Source organism: Vibrio sp. Y20_XG_PY13, assembly GCF_024181925.1.
Lineage (GTDB): Bacteria > Pseudomonadota > Gammaproteobacteria > Enterobacterales > Vibrionaceae > Vibrio > Vibrio parahaemolyticus.
This window is the reverse complement of record NZ_JAMZAL010000009.1, coordinates 151,796-176,828: the sequence shown is the minus strand read 5'-3', so window position 1 is coordinate 176,828 and position 25,033 is coordinate 151,796. Positions and strand designations below refer to the sequence as shown.

19 protein-coding genes are annotated in these 25,033 nt (G+C 46.0%); 5 read left to right on the top strand and 14 right to left on the bottom strand.

The window, feature by feature from the left end; all coding sequences use genetic code 11:
* Together NL646_RS19240 and NL646_RS19235 are read right to left on the bottom strand one after the other, a co-directional pair.
* Nucleotides 1–967 (bottom strand): tandem-95 repeat protein (locus NL646_RS19240; protein WP_253664566.1); only part of this gene is annotated, 967 nt, incomplete at its 3' end.
* Nucleotides 897–3,716, bottom strand: coding sequence for a tandem-95 repeat protein (locus NL646_RS19235; protein ID WP_253664565.1), 2,820 nt, complete (start codon nt 3,714–3,716; stop codon nt 897–899). The genes NL646_RS19235 and NL646_RS19240, both read right to left, overlap by 71 nt.
* 399 nt (nt 3,717–4,115) lie before the next feature.
* On the opposite strand from NL646_RS19235, the gene NL646_RS19230 reads away from it, so the two are divergent.
* The 4 genes from NL646_RS19230 to NL646_RS19215 all read left to right on the top strand — a co-directional run bounded on the left by NL646_RS19230 (nt 4,116) and on the right by NL646_RS19215 (nt 8,718).
* A complete protein-coding gene (locus NL646_RS19230; RefSeq protein ID WP_005464216.1) occupies nt 4,116–5,426 on the top strand; it encodes a TolC family outer membrane protein in 1,311 nt (436 codons plus the stop codon).
* Between the two features lie 2 nt (nt 5,427–5,428).
* On the top strand, nt 5,429–6,049 hold the full coding sequence (locus tag NL646_RS19225; protein ID WP_021453008.1) for an OmpA family protein: 621 nt from the start codon (nt 5,429–5,431) through the stop codon (nt 6,047–6,049).
* A 150-nt stretch (nt 6,050–6,199) separates the two neighbouring features.
* Nucleotides 6,200–6,553, top strand: a complete 354-nt coding sequence (locus NL646_RS19220; protein WP_005477755.1) for a DUF2750 domain-containing protein — start codon at nt 6,200–6,202, stop codon at nt 6,551–6,553.
* A 188-nt stretch (nt 6,554–6,741) separates the two neighbouring features.
* On the top strand, nt 6,742–8,718 hold the full coding sequence (locus NL646_RS19215) for a GGDEF domain-containing protein (protein WP_253664564.1): 1,977 nt from the start codon (nt 6,742–6,744) through the stop codon (nt 8,716–8,718).
* 8 nt (nt 8,719–8,726) lie between these two features.
* On the opposite strand, the gene queC is transcribed toward NL646_RS19215, so the two are convergent.
* Together queC and queE are read right to left on the bottom strand one after the other, a co-directional pair.
* Complete coding sequence (gene queC, locus NL646_RS19210) at nt 8,727–9,425, bottom strand: 7-cyano-7-deazaguanine synthase QueC (RefSeq protein WP_025518541.1); 699 nt, start codon at nt 9,423–9,425, stop codon at nt 8,727–8,729.
* A gap of 14 nt (nt 9,426–9,439) precedes the next feature.
* Complete coding sequence (queE, locus tag NL646_RS19205) at nt 9,440–10,090, bottom strand: 7-carboxy-7-deazaguanine synthase QueE (protein ID WP_045607852.1); 651 nt, start codon at nt 10,088–10,090, stop codon at nt 9,440–9,442.
* Nucleotides 10,091–10,255: 165 nt separating this feature from the next.
* Between queE and NL646_RS19200 the strand changes: the two genes are divergently transcribed.
* Nucleotides 10,256–11,065, top strand: coding sequence for a Cof-type HAD-IIB family hydrolase (locus NL646_RS19200; protein ID WP_025500068.1), 810 nt, complete (start codon nt 10,256–10,258; stop codon nt 11,063–11,065).
* Between the two features lie 111 nt (nt 11,066–11,176).
* Here the strand turns inward: NL646_RS19200 and NL646_RS19195 are convergent, their stop codons facing one another.
* From NL646_RS19195 to NL646_RS19150, 10 genes are all read right to left on the bottom strand, one after another.
* Nucleotides 11,177–12,640, bottom strand: coding sequence for a bifunctional NUDIX hydrolase/phosphatase PAP2 family protein (locus NL646_RS19195; RefSeq protein ID WP_170927696.1), 1,464 nt, complete (start codon nt 12,638–12,640; stop codon nt 11,177–11,179).
* A 306-nt stretch (nt 12,641–12,946) separates the two neighbouring features.
* Nucleotides 12,947–14,497 carry a trypsin-like serine protease gene (locus NL646_RS19190; protein WP_253664563.1) on the bottom strand — a complete coding sequence of 517 codons (1,551 nt, stop codon included), beginning with the start codon at nt 14,495–14,497 and terminating at the stop codon, nt 12,947–12,949.
* 199 nt (nt 14,498–14,696) lie between these two features.
* On the bottom strand, nt 14,697–15,179 hold the full coding sequence (locus NL646_RS19185; protein ID WP_253664562.1) for a GNAT family N-acetyltransferase: 483 nt from the start codon (nt 15,177–15,179) through the stop codon (nt 14,697–14,699).
* 195 nt (nt 15,180–15,374) lie between these two features.
* The gene (locus tag NL646_RS19180; RefSeq protein WP_253664561.1) at nt 15,375–17,252 is read right to left on the bottom strand and encodes a propionyl-CoA synthetase; all 1,878 of its coding nucleotides are present in this window, start codon (nt 17,250–17,252) and stop codon (nt 15,375–15,377) included.
* A gap of 57 nt (nt 17,253–17,309) precedes the next feature.
* The gene (prpF, locus tag NL646_RS19175; RefSeq protein ID WP_253664560.1) at nt 17,310–18,497 is read right to left on the bottom strand and encodes a 2-methylaconitate cis-trans isomerase PrpF; all 1,188 of its coding nucleotides are present in this window, start codon (nt 18,495–18,497) and stop codon (nt 17,310–17,312) included.
* A 9-nt stretch (nt 18,498–18,506) separates the two neighbouring features.
* The gene (gene acnD, locus NL646_RS19170; protein ID WP_193231952.1) at nt 18,507–21,098 is read right to left on the bottom strand and encodes a Fe/S-dependent 2-methylisocitrate dehydratase AcnD; all 2,592 of its coding nucleotides are present in this window, start codon (nt 21,096–21,098) and stop codon (nt 18,507–18,509) included.
* A gap of 225 nt (nt 21,099–21,323) precedes the next feature.
* Entirely contained in the window at nt 21,324–22,466 is a 1,143-nt protein-coding gene (gene prpC, locus NL646_RS19165; RefSeq protein WP_005500536.1) for a 2-methylcitrate synthase, read from the bottom strand.
* A 131-nt stretch (nt 22,467–22,597) separates the two neighbouring features.
* On the bottom strand, nt 22,598–23,494 hold the full coding sequence (gene prpB, locus NL646_RS19160; protein ID WP_005464610.1) for a methylisocitrate lyase: 897 nt from the start codon (nt 23,492–23,494) through the stop codon (nt 22,598–22,600).
* 12 nt (nt 23,495–23,506) lie between these two features.
* Entirely contained in the window at nt 23,507–24,220 is a 714-nt protein-coding gene (locus NL646_RS19155; protein ID WP_005464619.1) for a GntR family transcriptional regulator, read from the bottom strand.
* 264 nt (nt 24,221–24,484) lie between these two features.
* On the bottom strand, nt 24,485–24,883 hold the full coding sequence (locus tag NL646_RS19150; RefSeq protein WP_005477765.1) for a GFA family protein: 399 nt from the start codon (nt 24,881–24,883) through the stop codon (nt 24,485–24,487).
* Nucleotides 24,884–25,033: the final 150 nt, after the last annotated feature.

Below are 25,033 nucleotides of genomic sequence, written 5' to 3'. Positions count from 1 at the left end.
TTGAGTTGTTTTCTAAAGAAACGGTTAATTGGTCTTCTGGCGTATCAGTATCAGCGACTTCCAACGTTGCAACTACCGTATCGGTACTCACCGCGTCTTCAGTGATGCTTTCTACAGCATCGACCTTGATGGTTGGTGCATCGTCCACTGGGTTAACGGTAACAGTCACTTTCGCTTGGTCAGTCAGTGCACCATCAGTAACGGTGTAAGTGATTTCGGCGTCGCCATTGAAGTTTTCTGCCGGTGTGAAAACAAGTTTGCCATTCACCACTTCAACCGTACCCTGCTCTTTAGGAACAGAGGCTGATTCAATACTCAGCTTGTCGCCATCCACATCAGTATCGTTTGGCAGGACATCAATCGTCACTGGCGTGTCTTCGTCAGTAATCGTCGTGTCATCTTTTGCCACTGGTGCATCATTCTCTGGCGTCACATCAACGTTCACCGTGGTGGATTCCGATACCCCACCCGACGTGACGATGTAGGTGAAGCTGTCTGTACCGTGGTACTTGTCATTTGGCGTGTAAGTCACGCTGCCGTCAGGATTGACCGAGACCGCGCCGTTGGCTGGGCCGTTATTGGCATCGAGCGACACCACTTTACCGTCGCCTTCGAACGTGTCGTTACCTAAGACCTTGATGATGGTTGGTGTGTCTTCCACAACCGTCGCTTTGTCTGCCACAATGTCCGCCACAGACGCAACCGTAAAGTCCACCCTTTGGCTAATGCTTTCGCCGCTTGGATCAGTGGCAGTAAAGGTTAGGGTCTCTGAGCCGTTCCAGTCTGCTGTTGGTGAAATGGTCGCGATGCCATTTTCAATCGAAACCAGCACGTTGCTGTTGCCAGACACTGAGAAGTTCAGTGCGGAGTCGCTATCTTTAAATGCGTCGTTTAAATCAATCGTGTAGGTCGCAAAGTCTTCCGATAACTCTATGATCTGCAATGGCATTTTCAACAGTCGGTGCATCGTTAACACGATTCACAATCAAACTGTCACTGTCGTTAGCTGTTGGATTTACACCATCCGACACTGACGCGCTGATTGTTAGGTCTTTAAGGTTGAGCTCATCGTTGTTAACTGCATCGACGCCCGCTTGAGTCAGCTTGACTTCATCGCCAACTAACACAAAGTAACCGTTTGAGTTATTTTCTAAAGAAACGGTTAGTCGGTCTTCAGGCGTGTCAGTATCGCGAACCGTTAAGGTTGCGACTACCGTATCAGTGCTCACTGCGTTTTCAGTGATGCTTTCTACGGCATCAACCTTGATGGTTGGCGCATCGTTTACTGGATTTACTGTAACAGTTACTTTCGCTTCGTCGGTCAATTGGCCGTCCGTTACGGTGTAAGTGATTTCGGCGTCGCCATTGAAGTTCTCGGCCGGAGTGAAAACAAGTTTGCCATTCACCACTTCAACCGTACCCTGCTCTTTAGGAACAGAGGCTGATTCAATACTCAGCTTGTCGCCATCTGCGTCGGTGTCGTTTGGCAGGACATCAATCGTCACTGGCGTGTCTTCGTCAGTAATCGTAGTGTCATCTTTTGCCACTGGTGCATCATTCTCTGGCGTCACATCAACGTTCACCGTGGTGGACTCACTGACGCCACCGGAAGTGACGATGTAGGTGAAGCTGTCTGCACCGTGGTAGTTGTCGTTTGGCGTGTAAGTCACGCTGCCGTCAGGATTGACCGAGACCGTGCCGTTGGCTGGGCCGTTATTGGTATCCAGCGATACCACTTTGTCAGTGCCTTCGAACGTGTCGTTACCTAAGACGTTAATTATGGTTGGCGTGTCTTCGACTACATTTGTGCTGTCAGCCTTGATGTCGACTACTGGTGCAACCGTGAAGTTCACCGTTTGGCTAACGCTTTCGCCGCTTGGATCAGTGGCAGTAAAGGTTAGGGTCTCTGAGCCGTTCCAGTCTGCTGTTGGTGAAATGGTCGCGATGCCATTTTCAATCGAAACCAGCACGTTGCTGTTGCCAGACACTGAGAATTCTAGCGCTGAGTCGCTATCTTTAAATGCGTCGTTTAAATCAATCGTGTAGCTCGCGAAATCTTCCGATAACACTTGGTCTGCAATGGTATTTTCAACAGTCGGTGCATCGTTAACACGGTTCACAATCAAACTATCACTGTCGCTAGCCGTTGGATTAATACCATCCGATACTGACGCGCTAATAGTTAGGTCTTTAAGATTAAGTTCATCATTATTAACTGCATCAACGCCTGCTTGAGTCAGCTTGACTTCATTGCCAACCAACACGAAGTAGCCGTTTGAGTTGTTTTCTAAAGAAACGGTTAATTGGTCTTCTGGCGTGTCAGTATCGCGAACCGTTAAGGTTGCGAGTACCGTATCGGTGCTCACTGCATCTTCAGTGATACTTTCTACTGCATCAACCTTGATGGTTGGCATATCGTTTACTGGATTTACTGTAACAGTTACTTTCGCTTCGTCGGTCAATTCACCGTCCGTTACGGTATAAGTGATTTCGGCGTCGCCATTGAAGTTTTCTGCCGGAGTGAAAACAAGTTTTCCATCCACCACTTCAACCGTACCCTGCTCTTTAGGAACAGAGGCTGATTCAATACTCAGCTTATCGCCATCCACGTCGGTGTCGTTAGTCAGTACATCAATGGTAACTGCGGTGTCTTCTTGTATAGATGTGGTGTCATCAACTGCAACAGGACTGTCATTTACAGGCGTAACCGTAACAGACACTTTCGCTTCGTCCGTCAAATCGCCATCAGTTACGATGTAAGAGATGGTCGCTTCCCCATTGAAGTTCTCAGCTGGCGTGAACACCAGTTTGCCGTCGACAATGTCAACTGAGCCTTGCTCTGAAGGAACTGATGCTGATTGAATGCTGAGTACGTCACCTTCAACATCACTATCATTGACTAAAACATCAATCGTAACAGCGGTGTCTTCTTCTGTCGTAATTACATCATTTTTTGCGTTTGGCGCATCATTGATAGGCAGAATATCGAGATTTGCAGAACCAGATACCACTAGGTCTTCGTCATCAATAATGTCGAAAGTGAAAGAGACTTCTGTGTCATCATCGATTTGCGGAGTGAAAGTCCACGTGCCATCACCATTGTCGACAAGAGTGCCATTCCCTTTATCGATAATGAGGTTCTCAACAGATAATGTGTCTTTGTCTTCATCATCAACATTTGACAGTAACTCTTCCGTCGTAATGATGATTGAACCACCGTCCTCTTCAATCGCATCTAGAGTAACTGGCGTTGTTGCCAAAGGTTTATCAGTGCTGTCAGCACTCGTTTGAAGATTACTTCGGAATAGATCGTTCAGTGCTAGAACTTGTGTTTGCGATAGTCCTAGAGACTCAATACCAATGGTTTCAAAACTGGTGGATGCCAAGAGTTCAGTACCATCGCGAACAATTGTCGCACTGGTTTGCAGGCTAGAGCCGCCGTTCTCACCAGCTGCTGGCGCAAACTCTTCATCTACAGCAGAAGGGTCTTGTCCTTGTTCGATTGCACTAATAATTTGTAAAACATCATCAGTGACATCTTTAGAACCCTGCTCTTGAGTCAATTGCACGTTTAAATCCAGAGGGCCAACATCTGTTGATGTCACAACCACTTCTCCTGGTCGTGGCTGTTGTCCCTCCGTTAGTACTCTCAGCTTCCCATCTAATCCTATTACAACGACTTGATTGCCGAGTGAAACTAACGCTGTACGATCCATATAAAACTTCACCCCAAATTACTGTCAACTTTTTGACTAACGATACTAATTTGCTAAATATTGCCCGAATATATACTGCAATAACAGTAATTTGATGCCTATTTTCAACTTATAAGTCACAATTTTCCCATATTGTCGATTTTCAGTTGGTGGGTGATTTAGATCTCTGTATAAGCAACTATAAATGTAACAAAACCAAATAAAGGTGATATTAGTTCGAAGTTAAGCCCCGAGCAGGCGTATTTTCGTATCACTTTTGAAACACATTCTAAACAAAGCGATTGGTTACATCGTCGATTATTAGTGGTATTGTGCGCTAAATTATTGACGCCCTTATAGGTATTCCACTTATAAGCCCTCTCGCCTCGAGAAATTACATAACCATCTAGGAGAATCACAGTGAAGTGGACTCGTGCCAACGCCTTTTGTATTGGTGTATTCGCCGCTAGTCATGCTTTTGGGCAAACACTAGAGCAAGCCGTAGAAAATACGCTAAAAACAAATCCCGATATTAAAAGCGCGTTCAATGAATTCGTTAGCAAGCAGTATGTGAATGAAGCATCTGGCGGTGCTTACCTCCCTTCCGTCGATCTTGACGCAGGTATCGGTTACGAAGGTATAAATCCTGCAGAATCAGGACGAGACTCAACCGATCTGACTCGTAAAGAAGCCACTATCACTTTAACGCAATTGATTTGGGATGGCTCTGCCACTCTTAATGATATGGACCGTACTGCTGCAGATGCAGAATCTGTGCGATACCAACTACTTGCGGATGCGCAAGACACTGCGTTGGAAGTGACTAAGGTGTACTTAGATTCCGTTAAAGCGTATGAAATTCTTTCTCTTTCAGAGAACAACCTGAAAGTTCATAAGAAAATTTATGAAGACATTAAAAAACGTGTCAACTCAGGTATCGGCTCGACCGCAGACCTGACTCAAGTTGAGGCGCGTTTAGCAAAAGCGCACGGTAACTTAGTTGCGGCTCAAAATAACCTGTTTGATAGCCAAACGATGTTTACGCGTCTTGTCGGACAATCGCCACAAGGATTGATCTTCCCACGCGCGGATCAAAACTTCATCCCATACACAATCGATGAAGCGATTGACTTGGCATTTGAATCTCACCCTGTCATCAAAATCTCGGTTGCAGATGTGGATTCAGCTAAGTTCCAGTACAAACAATCGAAAGGAACTTACTACCCGACCATTTCTGTAGAAGCAGCACAAACATGGCGCAACGATGCCGGCGGTATTGAAGGCAGCAGCGATGAAACGACAGCAATGCTTCGAATGCGTTACAACTTGTTCAACGGTGGTAGTGATGTTGCGAACGCAGAAAGCTTTGCATATCAGTTAAACAAAGCGAAAGATCTACGAGAGCGCGCATACCGAAATGTCGAAGAAGGACTTCGCTTGTCTTGGAGTGCGTTAGATTTAACTCTGCAACAAAAAGAGTTTTTAGCTGACCACGTAGACTCAGCTTCTGAAACGGTCATTGCTTACGAAAAGCAATATCGCATTGGTAAGCGTACTCTACTTGACCTTTTGAATACTGAAAACGAACTGTTCGAAGCAAGAAAGAACTATTTAGACGCTAAATACGCGGAACAATACGCGAAGTACCGAGTGATGAATGCTACGGGTCAACTGTTGAATGCTTTGCGTGTTGATGTACCAACAGAATGGAACCAGAAGGTGGAGTACTAATCATGAAACCGATGAAACTGCTATTGGCATTAAGCGTTATCGCCGTTACGCAACAAGCAATCGCTGAAGATGAGTACGATTACCGTGCATTCCCTACCGCAGAACAAATTGCTGACTTACAAGACGAAGATAACGACGGTGTGATTAACGCTCGCGACCTATGTCCGGGGACGCCAGCTGGCTCTGAAGTTGACAATGATGGCTGTGGCGAATACATCAAAGCATCTGAGAAAATGCAAGTTCGTGTGCTATTTGCCAACGATTCTGATGAGATCAATCCGGTATTTCGTCGTCAAATTCGTGAGTTGTCCGAGTTCTTGAAGGATTACCCAACGACCTCGATTGAACTACAAGGTTACGCGAGTAAAACAGGTGGTTCAAAACACAATCAAGATCTCTCTGAACGACGAGCGAAAAACGTGCGTGACGCGCTATTAAGTTACGGTATTGAACCAAATCGTGTTCGCATCATTGGTTTTGGTGACACACATCTAGCAGAGCAAGGCACCGATCAGGTAAGTCACGCACTTAACCGCCGAGTGACCGCATCTGTTGTTGGTTACAAGGGTAAAGTTAAAAAAGAGTGGACGATCTTTACGACGCTTCCTGAAGCAGAAAGCTAATCTAAACTTTTACACTCTCACATCGCACTCAGATTTGACAAAAGGAGCTTCGGCTCCTTTTCTTTTCATAGTGGCTTGAAGCCGTATTATGCTTTAGGAATCGGCGCTTTAGTGGTAATCTAGCGGCGTCATAACAATGAGAGTTTTGAAATGAGCAAACTTACATCAGATATCCAAGCAAACCTTGATCTTTTCGTAGCAGAAACGAAAGAAAACCAACTCGTTTGGGGTCTACGCAATGAAGAAGGTTGGTTGTCTTGCGATTCAACTGAGTTCGAAAATAGCGAAGTAATGCCTTTCTGGTCTTCAAAAGAAGATGCTGAAGCGCACAACGTTGAAGAGTGGGCAGATTTTACTGTTCTTGAAATTCCACTAGATATCTTTGTAGAAGATTGGCTTCTGACTCTTGCTGAAGACGGCGTTCTTGTTGGTACAAACTGGAATGATCAGCTAGAAGGCAAAGAAATGGAGCCTCAAGATCTAGCGAAGCTATACGTAGACTAATCGCGTTGACCTCGGCACTTGTGCCGGGGTTTCTATTCCCTCCCCTAATTCTCAACACAAATATCGACCCACTTCATAGTTTTTCCATTCAGTATTGTTTATTCACTTCACGTGGTCACATCGCCTATAAGATAATGGGTATAACATACTGAAAAGATTATATAAGAAAAACAAAAGGCTACTTCCTTATGCGCGCGCTGTCTCCTTTGCTTGCGTCACTGCTTTTTTGCAGTCAAATATACGCAAGTGACTCTACCGAGATTGAACACACCCAAAACTTTACGCAATGGCACGCTGTCTATCAAACAACGTTACACAACGATGCGGCTTCTGCTCTTAGCATGCTTCAAGACCGTTATCATACTTCCGTCTCTGACAGCGAGAGACTTTACGTCAGTGGGTTGATTTATGAGTACATGGCCAACATTAAGCAGCCTTATTACGGAAGTAGCCAAATCTTAAACAATGATTTCGCGAAGTTAGAATCTGAGTACATTCTCGCTTTAAACGAACGTAAACATGGCAGTTATGACGCTTCAGTTGCCAGTTTCAACTCGTTAAGGCAAAAGATGAAACAAAATGGTGACGTGGAAGGTAAAGCGTTGATGAATTACCAGCTTTGCTACACGCTAAACCAGCAAGGCCGTTACCACAAAGCAAACTTCTTTTGCTCATCTCTCGAAAGCCATTTAGACGATAAGCACGCAGAGGCCTTTCCTGCAGACTTGGCGTTGCGAGTCGTAGCGAACAACTACAATTATCGCGGCGACTACGAAAAAGCTCTGAGCTTGTACCGCCGCCTGCTTGCCAATATGTCTTATCAAAGCGACCCATCTGGTATTTATAACGATGTCGGCAATTTACTCGCCGAATTAGGACAGTTTGAGCAATCGGAGCAATACCTCATCCAATCCTTGCTTGCGCGCCAACTTGAGGAGGCCCCACTCAAAGTGGCGCAAGTCGAACACAGCCTAGCTCGGATGTATAACAAATCGAAAGATTTCGATAAGGCCATTAACCACTACCAGAACTCATTGAAAATCTTGGAAGAGATCCACTATCCGTATGGACAAGGCTTGGCGTATTTGGGGCTTGCTTCCGCCATTGCTGAAACTGGCAACCTTGAACAAGCCGTCAAATACATTAACAAAGCACTCGGTTTGGGCGAACGATACGAAAACAACCATTTACAAACCGAGGGGCATTTAGCCGCTGGTTTTGCTTATCTGAAAAATGGCGCGCCAGAAAAGGCGATCGAGCACGGAAAAGAAGCGTTCACACTAGCAATGGAAAACTCAAGGCCATTGCTACAAGCGAGAGCGCAACTGTTGCTGTCCAATGCTTACCAAGAACTTGGGGATTACAAAGCGGCGCTAAGTCACTATGAAGCGTATTCAACATTGGAACTAGATAACCGAGACACCAGCAACATCAAGGCAATGGAAGCTCTCGACCTCACCAAAAATGAGTACGAATACGAACTGCAACTGATCAAACTTGCGAACGAGCGGAATTTAAAGCAGAGCGAGTTTGAAAAGCTTACAGATCAAAAACGCGCGTACAATTTTGTGGTTGCCTGCTTAGTGCTTCTTTTGGTGTTGGCAATAATGGCTCAGCGACAAACTCGAAATAAAGCACGGATAGACAGTTTAACGTGTGCCTTAAACAGAACCGCGATCATTGAAACCATCAAAAGCCAAACCTCGAAAACTCATCAAGAGATGCGATATGTTCTGGCTTTAATTGACTTAGATAACTTTAAAGCCATCAATGATACCTACGGCCACCCTACAGGCGATTTGGTTTTGAAACACGTTTGTCAAAGCATCCGCGTAAAACTCAATAAAGGTGAATACATCGGGCGTCTAGGTGGAGAGGAATTTGTTCTTTTACTCAAAAACGTTGATGAAATTGATGTACCGTTCCGAGTTCAAAGCTTGCATAAAACCATTTCGGAAAAACAAATCAAAACGGAAAGAAATGAAGACCTTCGTGTAACGGCAAGCTTGGCCTACCTATCGACATCAATGCCACTCACCAACTTCGATGAGCTGTACTCGATATTAGACCAAGCTTTGTATCAGGCGAAGAGAAATGGCAAAAACGCGGTTGTTGATGCGTATAATGAGCCAATTAACCTGAGTTCAGAATTTGCAAATTCGTGAAGGTCTGTTTATAGACCTTCTGATTCCTGCTTTTGAACCAAAGATTTCATAACTGCATCTTTGTTATTCAAGTAATCATCGAGCCCGGCTTTGCGTAAATCACACGATGGGCAATCGCCACAACCATCACCGATGATGCCGTTGTAGCAAGTTAGCGTGTTTTCACGCACCAGTTGTAAAGCATTGTATTGATCCGCTAACGCCCATGTTTCTGCCTTATTGAGCCACATCAGCGGTGTTTTAATCGTCAGAGCTCGATCCATACCTTTAACCAACGCCGTGTTCATTGATTTCACAAAATCGTCTCGGCAATCTGGGTAGCCACTAAAGTCCGTTTCACACACGCCAGTAATCACCGTATCGGCACCGATTTGGTAAGCGTAAATGCCAGCAAGAGTTAAGAACAAAATATTACGGCCAGGCACAAACGAGTTCGGCAAACCATTCTCTTGTAATTCGTGAGAAACAGGGATGTCATCACGCGTCAGAGAGCTGATAGCAAGTTCATTCAGTAAACCAACATCCATCACTTTATGCGCTTTCACATCAAGATCTTTGGCGATCTTTTGTGCAACTTCGATCTCCAGTTTATGACGTTGGCCATAATCAAAAGTGATTGCATGCACTTCATCAAACTCTTTAAGGGCTTGCACGAGACAGGTTGTCGAGTCTTGTCCGCCACTGAAAACAACAACAGCTTTTTTCATTTTACTCTCCGAGCTTAAGCAATACTTAGGTATTTATGAGTTTGAATAGATAGACGCCAATTGCGCGAGATGCACGTTTCGATACACAACTGAGTTGCGCGAGGCTTCTGGCTGATTGGTTGTAAAGCGATCACCGTTTCTGTCTTTATATCAGCGTTTACAAGTAATTCATCAAGATGGTCGATGTCTTTTTGCGTACCGACTGGGTGCTTGATTTCATTAGCACGCTCCAACGCACTTTTCAGTACGGGCAATTTACCTTTCATCGCCACTTTTGGTGACACTGTCACCCACGTTTTTTCAGACGTGACGACTTCTGATGTCCCACTGGTTTCAATCTGGCACTGACAGCCCATATCTTCAAACGCTTTGCTCAACGGACGCAAATCGTAAATACACGGTTCACCACCAGTGATAACAATATGCTTCGCATTGAAGCCTTGCTGTTTGTATTGTTCTACGATGTCTTCAGCCGATGCCGTGCACCAAGTCGGAGAATCTTCCGTCTTCACCAAAATATCACCGATAGGACGCTGATCCTTTTCTTCGGCATCCCACGTTTGTTTTGTATCACACCAACTGCACCCCACTGGGCACTCTTGCAAGCGAACGAAAACGGCAGGAACACCAGTAAAGATCCCTTCCCCTTGGATGGTTTCAAACATCTCATTTAGCTTATACAACGCAGAACTCACTTAACTCATAAAACTTCGAGGCGAAGACCTTAATGGAGAGGCGTGTCTAGGTCAATTCAAACCAAAAATTAATTGTTAAAATAGCCCATTTTGTAGTTTCATACTCAGGTTCCCATTATTTTAAGGTAAGTAAAGATGTACAAACTGATCGCCCTAGACATGGACGGCACGTTATTAAACAGCGACAAAGCGATTTCAGAAGAAAACAAACACGCTATCGCGAAAGCTCGTGAAGCTGGCGTTACTGTCGTTTTGGCTTCTGGCCGCCCACTTGAAGGCATGCAGGCAAAATTGGATGAGCTGAATATTCATTCCGATAAAGATTTTGTCCTTTTCTACAATGGTTCTATGGTTAAAAACGTAGGTACAAACGAAATTATCCACCAGCAAATCATTGATGGTAAAGCTGCTAAATTAGTCGCTCGTAAAGCGAAAGAATTAGGCGCTTATGTGCACGCATTCAGCCAAGTGCACGGCTTGATCACTAATGAGAACAACCCATACACTGACATCGAAGCCAACATTAATGGCTTAGACGTGACAGAGATGAATTTTGAATCGTTAGAAGATGATCATCCAATCATCAAAGCAATGATGGTTGCCGAGCCAAGTAAACTCACCGAGGTCATCGCTGCGCTTCCACCTGAAATGCGTGAAGAGTTTACTGTTGTTCAAAGTGCCCCATTCTTCCTAGAGTTTCTTAACCCAGCGAGCAACAAAGGCATCGGAGTTGCAGCGATTGCTGAGTACTTAGGAATTCAACCAGAAGAAGTGATCTGTATGGGTGATGCTGAAAATGACCACCACATGCTGAAGTACGCAGGTCTTGGTATCGCGATGGAAAATGCGATGGAAGAAACCAAGAAAATCGCAGATTACATCACTGAAAGTAACGACGACCACGGCGTAGCGAAAGCAATTGAGAAATTTGTTCTTAACGCTTAGATCTCGCTTTATAAAAGTAGCTTTAATAAAAGTAGCGTTACAGAAGTAAGCGCCTAAAACACAAAAAGCCTCGCGAATTGCGAGGCTTTTTACTTGATACCGAAGAACTTATTATTCTGACAGTTTGAGCTCTTCTTGGTACTGATTTTGATGAGTCAATCTTCTTGCCATAAAGATGAACAACAGCATCAATATCGGATAATGGAACGTCATAAACACCAATGACCAAAAACCGCTGGAAGAGACGCTCGTCGCTGCAAACAAATACACCTGCTGAGTCAATATCAACGCCAAAGTGACAAAAATCATCTGCTTACTGTTTAATCTCACCTGAGACTCCTTAAACGTAAGCACGAGTGCAGAAGCCGTGATCAACATCGCTAACCAGTTGCCAAACACAGGTAACGGCCAAATCACCGAAATAACGACTGTCACAGCAGTCAACGTAAACCACACTCCTTTTGAGCTGAGGAGTTGATCAACATTGACCTCTGGATTCGTTTCCAAACGTAATACGTGCCAAGCAACCAAGATGCCCAACAAGGCGCCCAATAACATATCAAGAATAAACGCAGAACCTAGGAAGAACTTGCACAGCATGACTATTAGCGTAATAGCGGCCATCAACACCGTGGTACTGTTAAATCCAAAGCTGTGCGTTCTTTGGAACAAAAATGTCAACACACAGAACCAAACCGCAATAGGCAAGCTTGGAAAACTAAAGCCGTAACTGTTTGGAAGTTCCGCCATAGGCACGTACACATGCGGCCTTGGTAGAGAAAATCCCTGCTGTGCCACCAAAACCATTAAAGATGTCGCGGTAATGGCGAAGAACAGTCGGTACACAAAGCGACTATCAAAGCGCATCATGACGAACGGGAATAAAAACAGCAAAATAGTCGGCGTCGTCAGCTCCATCACTACGCTTGCAAAGTCGTACGCGGCTTTGTAACTGTTGTCTGAAAGCTCACCAATCCAACCTTGTAGTTCCATCACCCAAGAGAGCTCGACCTGACGGAATGTAGGTGCAGACTCAATTAGCTGTGTAACGTAAGAAACCGGCTGGTTTGTTGCATTAGCAAAAAGGTTAACAACTTCTGGCCATTGAGCCGGATAGCGATATTGAGATGCCGTAAGTTCACTTGGGTTAAGCAGCATGGCAGAAGCCACTTCCACACCGTAATGAGGCGCAAACCAAGAAGGCAGCTCGTTTCCACCCAATGAGTTATTCATAGAAAAAGCGATAACTTCAGAATCAGATACGCAGTCGAACAAGATCGCAGTTGAGGTTCTACCCAACTCATTACCGACAGTTACTGCAAGCCCCGTTTCTTCCCACGTTTCTCGTTGCGCGGCAATTTCTGGAGATTCACCTTCAATAATAGTACCTCCCGGCAAGGAGATTTTGTTAGTGAGAATTTCATGAACCAGTACAAGCTTATCGTCGGCTCGAACAACACAGAGCGCGCCTTTAATTCCATTCAATGACGCACCGGATACCGATTTTGCCATTGTCATTGAAGACGTAGAAAGCAAAGCAGAAAAGAGAGTGAGAAAAAACAACTGTCTCAGCACAAGATAAACCTTTAATGAAGAGAATAATGACCAATGCATGATGGCAGTATTACCAATATTTTTCGACATAAATTAAGTAACGAGTTATGCATATGATGCACAAGTCAAAAAAGTCATCGGAGAAAATTCTTAATGTAAATCTGACAAAAATCAGACAAAACGTGAAATATTGATCGCAATTCTGCCAGTTATATAAGCAAACTGTCAGGATAAAGTCATAGGTATTTTGTGGGTTCTCATATTTAAAACAACAAAAAGGAGCTTATTATTCGAAAACAATAAACCCCATTTATGATTAGTATGACTTTATAGCTTTATCCACGCATGAGTCCATGCAGAACCTAAGCCCGGCTCATAAGCGCTTGGCGTCGAACCACACCAAAGACTATGTGGCCACGGTAAACATTGATAAGACGAGCCCTGATTAGTCACAACATCGCCAGCGAGGTATTGAGCTCCAGCTTGATAGATGTTAATTGAAGGAACAGACACAACTGGCGGCTCAGTCGGCGGGATGACAGGATCTTGATGTGACGTACAGTTTGCATCGCTCACTGCTTGCCAAACGCCCCAGGAACCCGATTCTGCTGGGTTATCGCCTTGAGTCCACCATTGTGCTTGCCACACTTTTCCATTCCACGTGACAGTATCGCCTTTATTGTAAACAGATGAGGCTTTCCATTCGTTTGCACAGCTTCCTGTTGGTGGCGACGTTACCGATTTGGCTGTTGCAGACACAACCGCTTGATATAAAGTACTGGTTTTATCAACACCGAAGTTCAACGTCACTCTAGCTTCACCCGCTTGTGATGCGCCAAACTCCACATCCACACGACAGCTCGTATTTGCAGCTAACGTTGTTTGAGAACATTGATCGTTGGCAATCAGTGCTGCATCAGTCACTCCTGAGCCGCCAATGTGTACATTTTCGACAGTGAATGCAGTATTTCCCGAATTACTAATCACAAATCCATGCTGCTTGAGTTCGCCAACATTAAACGCAGGCAACGTTTGATTAGCAGTGTAACCAACAGAAACGTTATCTTTCGGAGGCGTTGAAGTGCCGATGACGCCATCCACAAAACTGCGCAATGCTGCAATATCACTGTACACGCCGTACATACCCGGACGTGCACACCCTATTCCCCAGCTAACCACGCCAAGTTGGGTAATCGCACCGCCGCGATTAATAACGATCGGGCCACCGCTGTCACCCTGACATGAATCTATCCCACCTTGCGGAATGCCTGCACAGAATGCCACTTCCCCAACGGTGGTGTAGTTTCCACCCGCCTGACGACAAGTGGCATCCGACACCAGAGGAACATCGACTTCTTGCAATCTTGTTGGCGAACTACCGCCTTCTGACGTTCGACCTAAACCTGCAACTGTCAACCAATCTCCAATACTGGCGTATTGCGCCAAGCTGCCGTCAGCAATTTCAACGGCGGATACACCTTGAGGGACAGAATCTAGCTTTAGAACCGCAATATCATAAGAAAGCGTGGCGCGGCGATAAGACGGATGCATGTGGATTTCACTCACATTCGCTCTTACTCCATCGGTGCCGTTGTACACGACGCCACCAATTTTCACGGCAATTTGACTCGGTGAATCGCCCTCCACACAGTGAGCCGCCGTCAATACATAGCCATTGCCGATGTAACTGGCACCGCAATAGGAGCGGTTACTGTAGCGACTTACAATTTGTGTGTAGAACTTCCATTCAGTTGGATCGGCGGTAATGCCGCCCACGATTTTCGGTTGAATGATGTGGTTTTGCGTCTGTGATAAATCATCAGCACTTGCAAACATTGGCAAGACTGCCAAAGCAAGTAACGATTTTGATAGTTTCAAAGTATTATCCTCTTGTTTTTGTAAGCACGATCCTCGTGCTACTCATAAAACAAGCAGACAAATTCAATGTTACCAATGTAAGTTGAGTAGCAAATTCATAGCTTGCGAGCCACTTAAACGCAAAAGTCTATTGATGAACTGAATGATTTCAATTCCACATGGTTTCTGTCACTGAATTACCGTCAACGAGACGTATTAATTACGATGGATTTAAGGGCTTTCGCAAACAGTGAATATGATGCCCAAACCCTTGTTTTTCATACAATCCGAGAGCTTGGCGGTTAAAACTCCAAACCTCAACAAACATTTGGGTCGCGCCGTAATCGATAAAGGTAGCTTCTATCTTATCGAGCAAAGCTTGAGCCGTTCCTTGCTTTCGATATTCCGGCATCACATACAACTCATCCACACTACCCATCATCACAGGTTGGCTGACAACGGAAGTTAACTCACAAAAGTGACCAGAGACAAAACCGATAACTTCATCTCCGACTTTCGCTACATATACCAAACACTCGGGATTATCGATGTAACGAGCAATGCTTTTCTCTTGCTCGATTTCTTCGGCAGTTTTAAACAATTCAAGGGATTGAACATGGTGCTCATCGTGCAAATCGAACATAAGATCGTTGAGCACTTCTAAATCATCAAAACTCGCAGCTTTGATTACAAATGCAGACATACTAAGGGTTACCAAAATTTGAGTCCGTATAGTGTGTTGCGAAAACACAGGCTTGGCAAGCCACAAAAGCGCCTACTCACGATTGTTTTCTGGAGCACCAACGCAAAAAAGCCCCTGTACAAATCAGCATACAGAGGCAGAACCAAACTACGGAGTTCGAGGATCAGGGTTTCATTTGAGTACGACGATAAATTGTTAGCGTCGTAATACTCGCTCTATTTCATTAAGGCTCGTTGGATCATCAATCGTCGATGGCACGGTGTATTGTTCACCATCAGCAATTTGGCGGATGGTTCGACGCAGAATTTTACCCGAGCGTGTTTTCGGTAAGCGATCTACAACCAGTGCGTGTTTGAAGCATGCAACCGCGCCAATCTCATTTCTCACCTTGCCCACAAGTTCGCCTTCTAGCGCTAACTCATCAACCTTGACGCCATCTTTCAGCACAACGAAACCAAGTGGTAGTTGCCCTTTCAGATCATCGTGAATGCCAACAACCGCACATTCTGCAATGGCTGGGTGACCACCAACAATTTCTTCCATTTCACCAGTAGACAGACGGTGGCCAGCCACGTTAATCACGTCATCGATTCGTCCCATGATGAACAAGTAACCATCTTCATCAAGGTAGCCGCCATCGCCAGACACATAGTAACCCGGGAATTGGCTTAGGTAGCCCGTTTCAAAACGATCATGGTTTCGCCATACCGTTGGTAAGCAGCTTGGCGGTAACGGACGTTTTAGCGCAACGAAACCTTGTTGATTAGGTTTTACTGGTTCACCCAGCTCATCGAGGATTTCTACTTGATAACCCGGAATAGGCTTAGTTGAAGAACCCGCTTTTACTGGCATCATTTCAATGCCCGTTGGGTTCCCTGCAATCGCCCAACCTGTCTCTGTTTGCCACCAGTGATCGATAACTGGTTTGTCGGTTTTACTTTGTACCCATTCGAGCGTAGGAGGATCTAAACGCTCACCAGCCATAAAGATAGTTTTCAGGTTTGACAGATCATACTGCTTTAAGAACTCGCCTTCTGAATCTTCTTTCTTAATCGCGCGGAAAGCGGTAGGCGCAGAGAACAACGCATCCACCTTGTACTCATCACAAACACGCCAGAATGCCCCCGGATTCGGAGTTCTGACTGGCTTACCTTCAAACAGTATTGTAGTGCAACCGTGAATTAATGGCGCGTAAACAATATACGAGTGACCAACTACCCAGCCCACGTCGGATGCCGCCCAGAACACACCACCTTGCGGGATGTTGTAGATTGCACTCATTGAGTACTTCAGTGCCACGGCATGACCACCGTTATCACGCACTACGCCTTTTGGTTTACCTGTCGTACCCGAGGTGTAAAGGATATATAGCGGATCTGTCGCCAGTACTGGTACACAAGCATGTGGAAGTGCTTGGCTGTACTCTTGCTGCCAGTCCAGATCTCTCTCTTGGTTTAGCTCGGCTTCACATTCTGGACGCTGGAAAACAAACACTTTCTCTGGCTTCCAACGACTGTCCATGATCGCTTTGTCAACCAAAGGTTTGTACGGAATGATTTTGCTGATTTCAATGCCACACGATGCCGTCATAATGACTTTTGGCTCTGCATCTTCAATACGTACCGCCAGCTCATTAGGCGCAAAACCACCAAACACAACTGAGTGAATCGCACCCAAACGTGCACAAGCAAGCATTGCCATTGCCGCTTCTGGGATCATCGGCATGTAAACAACAACTCGGTCGCCTTTTTCAACGCCTTGGGCAGACAGCATACCGGCAATTTTCGCAACTTGATCGCGTAGCTCTCGGTAAGTGTAAGTCTTTTTATTTCCCGTTACTGGTGAGTCATAAATTAGCGCAGTATTATCACCACGTCCTTGTTCGCAATGGTAATCCAGTGCTAACCAAGACGTATTCATCACCCCATCTGGGAACCAACGTTCGATGCCGTTCTCATCAGATTTCAAGATGGTTTTAGGAGATTCAAACCAGTCGATATTCTCCGCTTGAGCGCGCCAAAAACTCTCCGGTTCGTTTTTCGCCCATAAATATTCTTTTTCGTATGAAGACATATTGCTTCCTCCAGTATGTCCTGACATTGCTCTCGTTCTATTCAAAGACCGTTCTTTTCACTCAAAGACATCAGAGGGTACACGCACAAATCCCTCCATTAGTATTCTCGCACTTCGGCTCATGATGGCTTTTTGTACCACCCAGCCTTGTTCGGTTTGCTTCGCTTGTGCTCCGACTTTTAGCGTCCCTGACGGATGACCAAAAGTCACTGACTCTTTTTCGCCTCCACCAGCAGCCAAATTGACTAATGTTCCCGGTACACACGCCGCCGAAGCAATCGCAACGGCTGCTGTTCCCATCATTGCATGGTGAAGTTTGCCCATCGACAACGCACGTACCAGCACATCAATTTCCGACTCATTGACCGCTTTACCACTTGAGGACTGGTAACTTTTCGGCTTGGATACAAACGCGATTTTTGGTGTGTGCTGGCGTGTCTGAGCTTCTTCAAGCTCAGAAATCAGACCCATTTTTAACGCACCATGCGCACGGATGGATTCAAACATCGCTAATGCTGCGTCATCGTTGTTGATTTGCTCTTGCAGTTCTGTGCCCTGATAGCCAATCGACTCAGCATCAATGAAAATGGTTGGAATACCTGCGTTGATAAAGGTAGCGTTAAACGTACCCACATCAGGCACCACCAAATCATCGACTAAGTTGCCAGTTGGGAACATGCTGCCTTCCCCATCTGCCGGATCGACGAAATCGACCTGAATCTCAGCGGCCGGGAACGTCACGCCATCAAGTTCAAATTCTCCGGTCTCTTGTACGAATCCGTTTACAATCGGCACATGAACTAAAATAGTTTTGCTGATGTTTACCTGCCAGACACGTACAGTCACAATGCCATTTTCTGGAAGTCGATCTTGCGGGATCAGACCAGCATGAATCGCAAAAGGCCCAATTGCGGCAGACAAGTTCCCGCAGTTCCCACTCCAATCGACGAATGGCTTATCTATCGACACTTGTCCGAACAGGTAGTCGACATCGTGGTCGTCTCGGCTGCTGCGCGAAACAATTACCGTTTTACTGGTACTAGAAGTGGCGCCGCCCATTCCGTCGATTTGTTTAGCGTAAGGATCAGGACTGCCGATAACTCGCAACAACAGTTTGTCACGCGCTTCACCTGCGACTTGCGCCTCTGGTGGCAAATCTTCAAGGTTGAAAAAGACACCTTTACTCGTGCCGCCACGCATGTACGTCGCAGGCACTTTAATTTGGCTAGGAGTACTGTTTTCCATAATTACTCCTTATTGCGCTAGGAAATCTTGTGCGAAACGCTGCAGTACACCACCTGCGTTATACACGTGCACTTCGTCAGCGGTGTCTAAGCGACAAGTAACCGGAACGTCGACTTTCTCACCGTTGCTACGTGTAATAACCAAGGCTAAATCTGCACCCGGCTTGATTTCACCAACCACGTCATACAGTTCAGTACCATCCAGTTCTAATGTATTGCGGTTAACACCCGGCTTAAATTGCAATGGTAACACGCCCATGCCAACCAAGTTAGTTCGGTGAATACGCTCAAAGCCTTCTGCAACGATGGCTTCTACACCAGCCAATCGAACGCCTTTTGCTGCCCAGTCACGAGATGAACCCTGACCATAATCAGCACCAGCGACTACGATCAGTGGCTGTTTGCGGTTCATGTAGGTTTCAATCGCTTCCCACATGCGTACAACCTGACCTTCTGGCTCGATTCGCGCCAGAGAACCCTGAACCACTTCACCGTTCTCTTTCACCATTTCGTTAAATAGTTTCGGGTTAGCAAAGGTCGCACGTTGCGCCGTTAAGTGATCGCCACGGTGAGTCGCGTAAGAGTTGAAGTCCTCTTCCGGTACACCCATTTTGGCAAGGTATTCACCCGCCGCACTGCTCGCCATGATCGCGTTGGATGGTGACAGGTGGTCTGTTGTGATGTTGTCACCAAGAACCGCTAATGGACGCATGGCAGACAGTGTTCTTTCACCCGCCAGCGCACCTTCCCAGTAAGGTGGACGGCGAATGTAGGTACTCATCGGACGCCAGTCATAAAGCGGGTTGGCGCTTTTCTCTGCATCATCGAGCTTAAACATCTGGATATAAACCTGATTAAACTGCTCTGGCTTAACGTGTTTACCGACCACTGCATCGATCTCTTCGTCACTTGGCCACAAATCATTGAGGTAAATTGGTTTGCCGTTCTGGTCGGTGCCAAGTGCATCACGCTCGATATCAAAACGAATCGTACCCGCTAGCGCATAAGCCACAACCAATGGTGGTGAAGCCAGGAAAGCTTGCTTCGCGTAAGGGTGGATTCGGCCATCAAAGTTACGGTTACCAGACAGTACCGCTGTCGCGTATAAATCGCGATCGATGATCTCTTGCTGGATTTTCGGATCCAACGCGCCACTCATACCGTTACAAGTGGTACATGCGTAACCGACAATACCAAACCCAAGCTTCTCTAACTCAGGTAATAAGCCCGCTTCTTCCAGGTACAAGCGTGCAACTTTAGAACCCGGAGCAAAAGACGATTTCACCCAAGGTTTACGCACAAGGCCAAGTTCGTTGGCTTTCTTCGCTACAAGACCAGCCGCAACCACGTTCCTTGGGTTACTGGTGTTTGTACACGATGTGATAGCAGCAATAATCACTGCACCATCTGGCAACTCGCCTTCTTTCTCTTCCCATGTACCGGAGATACCACGTTGTGCCAGTTCAGAAGTTGGCAAACGGCGGTGCGGGTTTGAAGGACCAGCCATGTTACGGCTGACAGATGACAAATCGAATTCAAGTACGCGCTCGTAAACCGCAGTATCAAGATCGTCTGCCCAAAGTCCGGTTTGCTTTGCGTATTTCTCAACTAAGTCAACTTGCTGTTCGTCACGACCAGTCAGTTTTAGGTAGTTGATCGTCTGCTCATCGATGTAAAACATACCCGCGGTTGCACCGTATTCTGGTGTCATATTGGAGATGGTTGCACGGTCACCAATTGTTAGGTCGCGAGCACCTTCACCAAAGAATTCAAGATAAGAAGAGACAACACGCTCATTACGTAAGAACTCTGTAATCGCCAGAACGATATCCGTTGCGGTAATACCCGGTTGACGTTTCCCAGTCAGTTTCACACCCACGATGTCTGGTAGACGCATCATTGACGGGCGGCCAAGCATCACGGTTTCGGCTTCCAGACCACCAACACCGATCGCGATAACACCAAGTGCATCAACATGAGGTGTATGACTATCGGTACCAACACAGGTATCTGGGTAAGCAATACCCTGCTTCGCCTGTACAACCGGAGACATTTTCTCCAGGTTGATTTGGTGCATGATGCCGTTGCCTGCGGGAATTACGCTGACGTTTTCAAAAGCCGTTTTACACCACTCAATAAAGTGGAATCGGTCTTCGTTACGGCGCTCTTCAATCGCGCGGTTTTTCTCGAATGCTTCTGGATCAAACCCTGCGTGTTCTACCGCAAGCGAGTGGTCAACGATAAGCTGGGTTTCAACCACTGGATTCACTTTAGACGGGTCACCACCCTGATCGGCAATGGCATCACGTAAACCTGCTAAGTCAACAAGCGCTGTCTGACCTAGAATGTCATGACAAACAACACGTGCTGGGTACCAAGGGAAATCGAGATCACGCTTACGCTCAATAAGCTGTTTTAGGCTGTCTGTTAATACGCTTGGATCGCAGCGGCGTACGAGCTGTTCGGCAAGAACGCGTGAGGTGTAAGGGAGCGTTTCATAGGCTCCAGGAGAGATAGAGTTTACGGCTTCGCGGGCATCAAAGTAATCAAGTTGAGTCCCCGGAAGCGACTTACGGAATTGGGTATTAATAGTTGTGCTCATGGTTTGCTTCCATTCAATCTGTACATCTTGGCCTTCTCCCCATCACTCTAGAAACGCTACTCTAGCAAAGCAGTTTGGAGAACTTGATTGGAGAACTTTTTGAGATGTAGTCGCTCTAGTAATGTTTGTGACGAGAAGTCCTCCTTCTTCTGCCAAGAGAGTGAAAACAGAAGAAGGAGGAGATAAACCAATCAAAGCATGTAATGACTTTGACTGGCTTTCGCGCTAGCGATTCTCAATAGGCACCCACTCTTGATGATCTGGACCTGTGTAATCTGCGCTTGGGCGAATAATGCGGTTGTTCGCGCGTTGCTCGTACACGTGTGCAGCCCAACCAGTTAAACGGCTCATCACGAAAATCGGTGTGAACAGCTTGGTCGGAATGTCCATAAAGTGGTACGCCGATGCATGGAAGAAGTCCGCATTACAGAACAAGCCTTTCTCACGCTTCATCACCGATTCAACACGCTCAGATACTGCGTATAAATGCGTGTCACCCACATGCTTCGACAATTCCTCAGACCAACGTTTGATCAGTGCGTTGCGAGGGTCGCTTTCTCGATAAATCGCATGACCAAAGCCCATGATCTTGTCTTTATTCGCCAGCATTTGCATGATGTTAGCTTCGGCTTCATCCGGCGTCTGCCAGTCTTCAATCATCTCCATCGCTGCTTCGTTTGCACCGCCGTGAAGAGGGCCACGAAGCGTACCGATTGCAGCCGTGATACAAGAATGAATGTCTGACAATGTTGATGCACAAACGCGTGCTGCGAAGGTTGATGCGTTAAACTCATGCTCTGCGTAAAGAATTAATGAACAGTGCATCACTTGCTTGTGTAGCGCTGATGGCTCTTTATCTGTAAGTAATCGCAAGAAATAACCGCCGATGCAGTCTTCGGTTTGATCTTCTGTGTCGATACGAACGCCATCGTGACTAAAACGGTACCAGTAACAGATGATGGCTGGGAACAAGGCTAACATGCGCTCTGTTGCTTGCAGTTGCTCATCAAAGCTCATTTCCTGCTCTAAGTTACCCAATACAGAACAACCCGTACGCATTACGTCCATTGGGTGCGCGCTTGCTGGGATCAGTTCTAAAGCTTGCTTTAGCTCGGTCGGCAAACCGCGAAGGCTCAGTAGGTGTGTCTTGTACGCATCAAGTTCTTGTTGGTTCGGCAAGTGACCGCGTAACAGAAGATGTGCAACTTCTTCAAATTGAGCATTATTGGCAAGGTCAGTAATATCGTAACCGCGATAAGTCAGACCGGTCCCCGTTTTACCGACAGTACATAAAGCTGTGCTTCCAGCGCTTTGACCACGCAGGCCAGCGCCACCTAACTCTGCTTTCTTTGCTACAGTTTGAGGCATTGTTTGAACTCCTTTTCTGTCTGGCTTTGCCCTCTTTCGGAGCATTTTTAGCCAGACGAATTTCACGTTATTGGATTAGATAAATTCCGATTATCTTTTCTTGGGCTTCCGTCTATCTTTTCTTTTCCCCGCTATTTCCCTTCAGAGAATAGCTGGTCAAGTTTGTCTTCGTAGTCGTGGTAGTTCAGGTGTTGATACAACTCTTTGCGTGTTTGCATCGAATCAACCAGCGCTTCCTGATTGCCCACTTCTAGTAAGTGTTTGTAAACCGTTTCAGCGGCCTTGTTCATGGCACGGAACGCACTTAATGGGTAAAGCACCATGTCCACTTTCGCTTTTGCTAATTCGTCACAGCCATAAAGTGGTGTTGCGCCGAATTCAGTAATGTTGGCCAGAATAGGCACATGTTTTCCGGTTGCTTGCTCTAGCGCATTTGAGAACTGTAGGTATTGATCCAGCTTGTTCATCGCTTCTGGGAAGATCATGTCCGCGCCAGCTTCCACACACGCAATGGCACGTTCAATCGCGCTGTCCATACCTTCAACCGCTAGTGCATCAGTACGAGCCATAATCACGAAGCTTTCATCATTACGCGCATCCACTGCCGCTTTCACGCGGTCAACCATCTCTTGCTGGCTGACAATCGCTTTATTTGGGCGGTGGCCACAACGTTTTTGTGCAACTTGGTCTTCCATGTGCACCGCTGCCGCACCCGCCTTTTCCATTTGCTTAATAGTGCGAGCGATGTTGAATGCGCCGCCAAAACCGGTGTCGATGTCAACCAAGAGCGGCAAATCACACGCGTTGGTGATGCGGTCAACGTCAACCAGTACGTCGTTCAATGTTGTAATGCCTAGATCAGGCAATCCGTATGAAGCGTTAGCAATACCGCCACCAGACAAGTAAATCGCTTGATGCCCCAAGTTCTTCGCCATCATGGCGCAGTACGGGTTAATGGTGCCGACAATTTGCAGCGGATTATTTTGTTCTACGGCGAGTCTGAACTTCGCCCCCGGTGTTAAGCTCATGACGAATTCCTTCTAGTCTTTGTCTAAACTTTCTGTATGTATAATTTGTGATTGGATGAGCTTTCGACTTCCTGAGATGTGTCGTCTCATCAACATTTCTGCAAGCTCTTCATCGCGATTGCGAATGGCTTCCAGAATGAATTTGTGCTCAGTCAGCGCTTCATTTGGACGAGATTGCGCGCGCGGTGACTGATAGCGGTACATGCGCAGCAAGTGGTAAAGCTCGTCGCACAACAGAGAAATCAGCTTACTGTTTCGGCTTGCTTGGATGATGCGATAGTGAAAATCAAAATCGCCATGCTGATGGAAGTAAGAGGCGCCTTCCACTTGGTCGATGTGCTTTGAATGTGTCGACAACAGCATTTCCAAGCTCAATAACTCTTCTTGCGTAATGTGTCGTGCTGCTAGTCGTGCAGCCATGCCCTCCAGAGCTTCGCGCACCGAATACAGTTCAATCAGTTTGGCTGGAGAGAAGGTCGTCACTCTTGCGCCAACATGAGGAATACGCTCAATCAATCCAAGCCCTTCCAAACGCATTAATGCTTCGCGTAGCGGACCACGGCTGACTTGGTATTTCCTTGCTAGCTCGGGCTCCGAGATTTTGCTACCCGGTTCCACATCACCATTCACGATCACTTCGATCAATGTTTCTGTCAGTGTTTCGGACTTGGTGTGTTCTTTCTCAGAACCCAGTACTTTGTAACGAGCTTTCAACTCAGAGTTCATATTCAGGCACTCACTTAATCGACATCAAAGTGTCTACAATTTCTTAACCTGAATTTAAAATAGACGATCAAAGTGTCGACAATCAAGTAAATTGTCGACAATTTAGACTAAGGTCGTAGTTTGAAATGGACAAATTTGGGGAAATTTAATGATTTACAGAGGATTTTTGTAATGAAAAGAAACAATTGTCGACAACTATAAATACTCTAATTTATTGATAATTAAAGAAAGATGTATAATTGCCGAGCAAAAAATCGAGAGCCACTACTCTTTTGGCACAAATTGGTCGTAGACTTCCTGCGCTGTCATCTTTTTAGAGTGAGGATTGAGCTCGTAGTAACCCGGCTTTTCATCAGTAAAGATTTCTAGCGTCAACTTAAAATCAGGATTATCGAATAAGCCAGCAGAAAGGATGTATTCGTTGGTTGGCAAGAGATGGTAAAACAAGTTCGTCCCACACTCGCCACAAAAACCTCGTACAGCCCAATCTGAAGACTGATAACGTTTTGGCTCTGCTCCTTTAAATGTGACTTCTGGGCCACAATGCACGGCATGAAGTGCCCCACTCGACCATTTTCGACACATTGAGCAGTGACACAAGCTCACTTCATTCTTGGGTTCTGCGATAACTTCGATTGCGCCGCACAAACATGTTCCTTTCATTCCTCTTTCCTTATTCATTTGTTGTCGCCCTATTATGGCCTACCGATAAGCACATCCGCGTGACCTATCCCCTGTTTCTCGTCGTGAACTTTATGAACAAAATAGCCGCAATGCTCAATATTCTCTTTATCTCCGTTTTAAAGACAGACA

Bases quoted from the DNA above. Each gene is read 5' to 3' on its own strand.
- NL646_RS19235 (WP_253664565.1), bottom strand. From the start codon at position 3,716: ATGGATCGTACAGCGTTAGTTTCACTCGGCAATCAAGTCGTTGTAATA.
- NL646_RS19225 (WP_021453008.1), top strand. From the start codon at position 5,429: ATGAAACCGATGAAACTGCTATTGGCATTAAGCGTTATCGCCGTTACG.
- NL646_RS19220 (WP_005477755.1), top strand. From the start codon at position 6,200: ATGAGCAAACTTACATCAGATATCCAAGCAAACCTTGATCTTTTCGTA.
- NL646_RS19215 (WP_253664564.1), top strand. From the start codon at position 6,742: ATGCGCGCGCTGTCTCCTTTGCTTGCGTCACTGCTTTTTTGCAGTCAA.
- queC (WP_025518541.1), bottom strand. From the start codon at position 9,425: ATGAAAAAAGCTGTTGTTGTTTTCAGTGGCGGACAAGACTCGACAACC.
- queE (WP_045607852.1), bottom strand. From the start codon at position 10,090: ATGTTTGAAACCATCCAAGGGGAAGGGATCTTTACTGGTGTTCCTGCC.
- NL646_RS19200 (WP_025500068.1), top strand. From the start codon at position 10,256: ATGTACAAACTGATCGCCCTAGACATGGACGGCACGTTATTAAACAGC.
- NL646_RS19185 (WP_253664562.1), bottom strand. From the start codon at position 15,179: ATGTCTGCATTTGTAATCAAAGCTGCGAGTTTTGATGATTTAGAAGTG.
- NL646_RS19180 (WP_253664561.1), bottom strand. From the start codon at position 17,252: ATGTCTTCATACGAAAAAGAATATTTATGGGCGAAAAACGAACCGGAG.
- prpF (WP_253664560.1), bottom strand. From the start codon at position 18,497: ATGGAAAACAGTACTCCTAGCCAAATTAAAGTGCCTGCGACGTACATG.
- acnD (WP_193231952.1), bottom strand. From the start codon at position 21,098: ATGAGCACAACTATTAATACCCAATTCCGTAAGTCGCTTCCGGGGACT.
- prpC (WP_005500536.1), bottom strand. From the start codon at position 22,466: ATGCCTCAAACTGTAGCAAAGAAAGCAGAGTTAGGTGGCGCTGGCCTG.
- prpB (WP_005464610.1), bottom strand. From the start codon at position 23,494: ATGAGCTTAACACCGGGGGCGAAGTTCAGACTCGCCGTAGAACAAAAT.
- NL646_RS19155 (WP_005464619.1), bottom strand. From the start codon at position 24,220: ATGAACTCTGAGTTGAAAGCTCGTTACAAAGTACTGGGTTCTGAGAAA.
- NL646_RS19150 (WP_005477765.1), bottom strand. From the start codon at position 24,883: ATGAAAGGAACATGTTTGTGCGGCGCAATCGAAGTTATCGCAGAACCC.